We start from the raw sequence: 6321 nt of genomic DNA on the forward strand, positions 1-6321 counted from the left end.
CCATGATCCGCCTCTTTTCCACGCTGCTTGCCGCGGCGGTCCTGGCGGGCTGCGCGGCGCGCGGCCCCGCCGGCCTGAACCTGGACACCTCGATCACCGCCGCCAGCCAGAGCAGCCGGGTGCGGTCCGTGGTCGTGCACTACACGACGGTCGACGACGCCGAGTCGCTGCGCCTGCTCTCCAAGGGCAAGGTCAGCGCCCATTACCTGCTGGACCTGGACGGTCGCGCCTATCGGCTGGTCGACGAAAACCGCGCCGCCTGGCACGCCGGGGCCAGTTCCTGGTACGGCAACGTCGCGATGAACAGCACCTCGATCGGCATCGAGATCGTCAATCCGGGCTGGACCGAAGGCAGCAACGGCGAGCGCGTCTGGCACGCCTATGACGATCGCCAGGTCCAGGCGCTGACCATCCTGCTGCGCAACATCATCCGCCGGCACGATATCGTCCCGGAGAACGTAGTCGGCCACAGCGATATCGCGCCGCAGCGCAAGGTGGATCCCGGCCCCCTGTTCCCATGGAAGACGCTGGCGGACGCGGGCATCGGGCGTTGGTACAACGAAGAGGGCGCGGCCCGGCACCTGGCGCGCCTGCAGGTCGAGGGCGTGCCGGACGTCGCGTGGTTTCAGAAACAGCTGCAGCGGCTGGGCTATGCCAGCCCGCAGGACGGCACGCTGGACCGCGCGACGATCAATACGCTGGCCGCGTTCCAGATGCACTACCGCCCTGCCCTGCACGACGGCCAGCCGGACGCGGAAACCGCGGCCATCATGCTGGCCATGCCCTAGGCGACGCGGCGTACGGGTGCAGAGGCGCGAGTGCGCACTGGTGAACTACGCCCGCCGCCGCCACCAGGCGACGATGCGCCAACCCAGCAGCACCGCCAGCACCGCGGCGTAGATCGCGGGTTCCGACAGGTCATTCTTGCCGGCCTTGTGCCACCAGTAGTGCAGGATGGCCAGCAGACCGATGGCATAGATAGCCCGATGCAGGGTCTGCCAGCGCTTGCCCAGCCGGCGCATCGCCCACTGCGTGGAGGTGACGGCCAACGCCGTCATCAGCACGAACGCCGAAAATCCCACCATGATGAAGGGTCGTTCGACGATGTCACGCACCATTTCGGCCGGATCGAAGCCTCGATCCCACCACACCCACGCCATGAAGTGCAGCGCCGCGTAAAAGAACGCGAACAGCCCGCACATGCGCCGCACGCGCACCAGTGCGGGCTGGCCTGTCAGCCGCCGCAGCGGAGTGACAGCCAGCGTAACCAGCAGGCACACCAGCGCCCATGTGCCAGACGAACGGGTCAGGAATTCGACGGGATTTGCGGTGAGCCCGTCGTGCGTACCCAGCCAGATCCAGCGCGCGAATGGCGCCAGGCCCAGCAGAAAGAGCAGCGGCTTGAAGCGTCCAACCGTCCGGGCCGACCACTGTGCCTTCCGGGGAGCCGCAGCCGGGGCCGCGCGAGGAGCGACGGACATGAATCCGCGCCTCAGTAATTGGCCTTCAGGTCCATGCCCTGATAAAGCGACGCCACCTGATCGCCGTAGCCGTTGAACATCAACGTCTTGCGCTTGGGCGTGAACAGGCCGTCCTCACCGATGCGGCGCTCGGCGGCCTGGCTCCAGCGAGGATGCGCGACGTTGGGGTTCACATTGGCGTAGAAGCCGTACTCCTGTGGTGCGGACTTGACCCAGGACGTGACAGGCGGCTTTTCGACCAGCCGGATCTTTACCAGCGACTTGCCGGATTTGAATCCGTACTTCCACGGCACAGCCAGCCGCAGCGGCGCGCCGTTCTGGTTGGGCAGCACGCGCCCATAGACTCCAAAGACCAGCATCGACAGCGGATGCATGGCCTCATCGAGGCGCAGCCCCTCCACGTACGGCCACTCGAGAATGGCGGCGCGTACGCCCGGCATGTTTTCCCGCTGAACCGCAGTGACAAACTCGACGTACTTGGCGTTGCCGTTCGGCTCCACCTGCTTGAGCACCTCTGACAGCGAATAGCCCACCCACGGAATGACCATGGACCAGCCTTCCACGCAGCGCAGGCGGTAGACGCGGTCTTCCATCGGCGCGAGCTTGAGCAGGTCTTCGATGGTGAACGTGCGCGGCTTATTGACCTCGCCCTCGACACTCACCGTCCACGGCCGAGTCTGCAACTTACTGGCATTTTTGGCCGGTTCACCCTTATCTACGCCGAACTCGTAGTAATTGTTGTAGGACGTGATGTCCGCAAGGGACGTCTGCTTGTCCATGACGCTGAACGCGGGATTGGACTTTCCGGGCAGCGCGCCGGCCTCCTGCGCGTGGGCGGTGCGCGTGGCCCAGCCCGGCAGTCCAGCAGCGGCCGCGGCCGCGCCGGCGCGCAGCATCAGCTCGCGGCGTGATCGCCACACGGTTTCGGAAGTGATTTCGGACGGCAGGAAGTCATCGGGCTTGCGTATCAGCATCGTAATCTCCGGTATGGCGCCCGCTCAATGAGCGAGCGCCTGCGTCAACCATGGACGCTGGACAGCCCTATGTTATTCCGCCGCGTTCGCGCTGACTCGGGGCAGCAGCCATTCACGCACCAGCGGCACGGTGTCGAGCACCGCTTGCGGGGCACACCCCTGAAGCTCCTTCAAGGTGTGTGCACCGTAGGTGACGCCAAGACCGTGAACACCCGCATTGCAGGCCATCTGCAGGTCGTGCGAGGTATCTCCCACCATGATGACCCGCGACGGATCGACGTCCAGTTCCTGCATAAGTTCGTGCAGCATGGCGGGATGCGGCTTGCTGAAGGTCTCGTCGGCGGTGCGGGTGGCGGCAAACAGCGGACCGAGGCCGGTCGCGGCCAGCGCGCGCGTCAGACCGACGCGGCTCTTGCCCGTGGCAACGGCCAGCCGCACATTCTGGTTGGCCAGATCGGCCAGCAGCTCGTTGATGCCGTCAAACAGGCGCAATTCGGGATCGCGCAGCAGGTAGTGGGTGCGGTAGCGCTCGAGGAAGCGCGGCAGCATGGCCTGCGTCAATTCGGGGACGGCACGGCGCAACGCGCTTTCAAGCGAGAGGCCGATGACCCAGCTTGCCTCGGACGCGGACGGCACCGCCAGATCCAGATCGCGGCAAGCGCCCTGGATGGCGGCCACGATGCTATGTGTGGAATCCATCAGGGTGCCATCCCAGTCAAAGACGACCAGCGAATACGACATATCAGGCAGACTCCAGTGTTTTCAGTATGTTCCGGCAAGCGGGCGGCAGCTCGGCGGTCAGTGTCATGACCTCGCCCGTCAGGGGGTGAGGCAGGGTGAGGCGGTGGGCGTGCAGGAACATGCGGTTGAAGCCCTGCCGCGCAAACTGCGCACGCACCTCGTCGTGGCCGTACTTGTCGTCCCCGACGATGGGAAAGCCGCTGGCGGCCAGATGGACCCGGATCTGGTGGGTGCGTCCGGTGCGCAGCTCGGCGTCGACCAGACTGTAACCGCCAAAGCGCTGCTTCAGCGTGACAATCGTGTGCGCCGTCTGCCCGTCCGGATCCACCTTGACGCGGCGCTCGCCGGACTGCGTGGTCCATTTGGACAGGGACAGCTTGATGTGCTGGCGGTCGTTGACCCAATCGCCCTCGACCAGCGCGAAATAATGCTTGTCGCTCCGGCCCTCGCGCAGCATCGCGTGCAGGGCCAGCAGCGCGCTGCGCTTCTTGGCGACCATCAGCAGCCCGGAGGTTTCGCGGTCCAGCCGGTGCACCAGCTCCAGGAACTTGGCCTGCGGGCGCGCGGCGCGCAGTTGTTCGATCACGCCAAACGACACGCCGCTGCCGCCGTGGACCGCGACGCCGGCGGGCTTGTCCACGACGAGCATGGCGTCGTCTTCGAAGACGATCGGGAATTCAGCCGCGGGCACGGGCCGGGGCTTGCCGGGGTCCGGCAGGCGCAGGGGCGGAATGCGGACCACATCGCCCTCTTCAATCCGGTAATCGACCTGGATGCGTCCCTTGTTGACGCGGACTTCGCCGCCGCGGATCGCCTTGTAGATGTGCGTCTTGGGCACCCCCTTGCACAGCCGCATGAGGAAGTTGTCCAGACGCTGGCCGGCATGCTCGGCGCCCACTTCAACCATGCGGACGGCGGGGGCTGCTTTAGAGGCGGATACGGGGGAGGAAGTTTCTTTGCGCATTGCGGAAAGCGACATATAATCGGGACAGCCTTAAGGGGCTGAACAAGCCGCCTGGCGTAGAGATGCAACCAACACGCAACTCCGTCGAGCGCGCGGGCCGCCATTGTACTGCCTGCTCATTCAACCCCTGGGTCTCTTGGTCGCCGGCGCAACCGAGCCCTGCGGAATAGTGGTGTGGCATTCATCTTGCCCGCTGTTCCGGCAGGTCCGTTGCATGCCGCAAGCGGCTCTGAAGCACTGCAAGAATCGTCGCATATTTAAAGCACCAGCTGCGTGTGGGCAACCAATCCGACCGCAGCTGCCGTTCACAGCAATTTTTCCGTCAAACCACATTCAGTGAAGCTGACCCTCCTGCTGACAGAACCCCGTGCCCCACGGCACGACGTGCCCGCCTGACCCGCGGCGGATACGCCTGGGCGCCGCCCAGGTACGGTCCGCACCTTCTTGCCCGCTTCAGCCGCAGCCCGAGTGGCCCGAGGTCACGCGCCGATATCGGCGCGTCATGACAACGGAGAAACCCTCTCATGAAGCGCATGCTGTTCAATGCGACGCATCAGGAAGAATTACGCGTCGCTATCGTCGATGGGCAAAAACTCATCGACCTTGACATCGAGACTGCCGGCCGCGAACAGCGCAAAGGCAATATCTACAAAGGTGTCATCACCCGGATCGAACCCGGCCTCGAAGCGTGCTTCGTCAACTACGGCGAAGACCGCCACGGCTTTCTGCCCTTCAAGGAAGTTGCACGCAGCTTCTTCAAGGAAGGCGTCGACGTCCGCACCGCCCGCATCCAGGACGCCCTGCGCGAAGGCCAGGAACTGATCGTCCAGGTCGAAAAAGAAGAACGCGGCAACAAGGGCGCAGCCCTGACCACGTTCATCTCGCTGGCCGGCCGTTACCTGGTCCTGATGCCCAACAACCCCCGCGGCGGTGGTGTTTCGCGCCGCGTCGAGGGCGAGGACCGCCAGGAACTGCGCGACACGATGGAACAGCTCGACCTGCCGCAGGGCATGAGCATCATCGCCCGCACCGCAGGCATCGGCCGCAACGTCGAAGAACTGCAATGGGACCTGTCCTATCTGCTGCAGCTCTGGACCGCCATCGACGGCGCCGCGCGCGACAACTCCGCGCCCATCCTGATCTATCTCGAATCCAGCCTGGTCATCCGCGCGATCCGCGATTACTTCTCGCCCGAAATCGGCGAGATCCTGATCGACACCGACGAGATCGCCGACCAGGCCACCGCCTTCATGAGCGTGGTGATGCCGGACAACGTCCAGCGCGTCAAACGCTACCGTGACGACATCCCCCTCTTCTCGCGCTTCCAGATCGAACACCAGATCGAGACGGCTTACTCGCGCACGGTGCAACTGCCCTCGGGCGGCGCCATCGTGATCGACCACACCGAAGCGCTGGTTTCCGTGGACGTGAACTCGGCCCGCTCGACCCGCGGCGCCGACATCGAGGAAACCGCGCTGCGCACCAACTCGGAAGCGGCCGACGAAGTGGCCCGCCAGTTGCGCCTGCGCGACCTGGGTGGCCTGATCGTCATCGACTTCATCGACATGGAAGACAGCAAGAACCAGCGCGCCGTCGAACAGCGCCTGCGTGATGCTCTCCATTTCGACCGTGCCCGCGTCCAGATGGGCAAGATCTCGCGTTTCGGCCTGATGGAACTGTCGCGTCAGCGCCTGCGTCCGGCCCTGAACGAAGGCTCGCACATCACCTGCCCGCGCTGCAACGGCACCGGCGTCATCCGTGATGCCGAGTCCAGCGCCCTGCACGTCCTGCGTCTGCTGCAGGAAGAGGCCATGAAGGAAAACACCGCGGCGGTCCACGCCCAGGTGCCCGTCGACGTGGCCACTTACCTGTTGAACGAAAAGCGTGCCGACATCACCAAGATGGAAGCCCGCCTGAAGGTCAACCTGATGCTGATCCCCAACAAGCATCTGGAAACGCCGCATCATCACATCGAGCGCCTGCGCCACGACGATCCGCGCCTGGAAGAGCTGAAGACCAGTTTCGAACTGGTGGAAGCGCCCGCCACGGACGCGCCCTGGCAGCCGCGCGAAAACGAAATCAAGTCGCGTCCGGAAGCCCTGGTCAAGGGCATCACGCCGTCGCAGCCCGCCCCCGTCTCCACGCCGGCAGCACCGGCCGC

6 protein-coding genes are annotated in these 6321 nt (G+C 65.0%); 2 read left to right on the top strand and 4 right to left on the bottom strand.

What is annotated here, in order from left to right; all coding sequences use genetic code 11:
* The first annotated feature begins 2 nt into the window (after nt 1-2).
* The gene (locus AC6LJW_RS21890; protein ID WP_498088239.1) at nt 3-788 is read left to right on the top strand and encodes an N-acetylmuramoyl-L-alanine amidase; all 786 of its coding nucleotides are present in this window, start codon (nt 3-5) and stop codon (nt 786-788) included.
* A gap of 45 nt (nt 789-833) precedes the next feature.
* Here AC6LJW_RS21890 and msrQ read toward each other — a convergent pair whose 3' ends face one another.
* From msrQ to AC6LJW_RS21910, 4 genes are all read right to left on the bottom strand, one after another.
* On the bottom strand, nt 834-1481 hold the full coding sequence (gene msrQ / locus AC6LJW_RS21895) for a protein-methionine-sulfoxide reductase heme-binding subunit MsrQ (protein WP_498088240.1): 648 nt from the start codon (nt 1479-1481) through the stop codon (nt 834-836).
* A gap of 11 nt (nt 1482-1492) precedes the next feature.
* Entirely contained in the window at nt 1493-2455 is a 963-nt protein-coding gene (gene msrP, locus AC6LJW_RS21900) for a protein-methionine-sulfoxide reductase catalytic subunit MsrP (protein WP_498088241.1), read from the bottom strand.
* 72 nt (nt 2456-2527) lie between these two features.
* Nucleotides 2528-3196, bottom strand: a complete 669-nt coding sequence (locus tag AC6LJW_RS21905) for an HAD family hydrolase (RefSeq protein ID WP_056568081.1) — start codon at nt 3194-3196, stop codon at nt 2528-2530.
* Between the two features lies 1 nt (nt 3197).
* A complete protein-coding gene (locus AC6LJW_RS21910; protein ID WP_498088242.1) occupies nt 3198-4160 on the bottom strand; it encodes an RluA family pseudouridine synthase in 963 nt (320 codons plus the stop codon).
* 524 nt (nt 4161-4684) lie between these two features.
* Between AC6LJW_RS21910 and AC6LJW_RS21915 the strand changes: the two genes are divergently transcribed.
* Nucleotides 4685-6321, top strand: a 1637-nt coding sequence (locus AC6LJW_RS21915; RefSeq protein ID WP_498088243.1) for an Rne/Rng family ribonuclease, incomplete at its 3' end; no start/stop codon positions are given.

The sequence above is a fragment of the Achromobacter sp. 1012554356 genome (genome assembly GCF_059760815.1).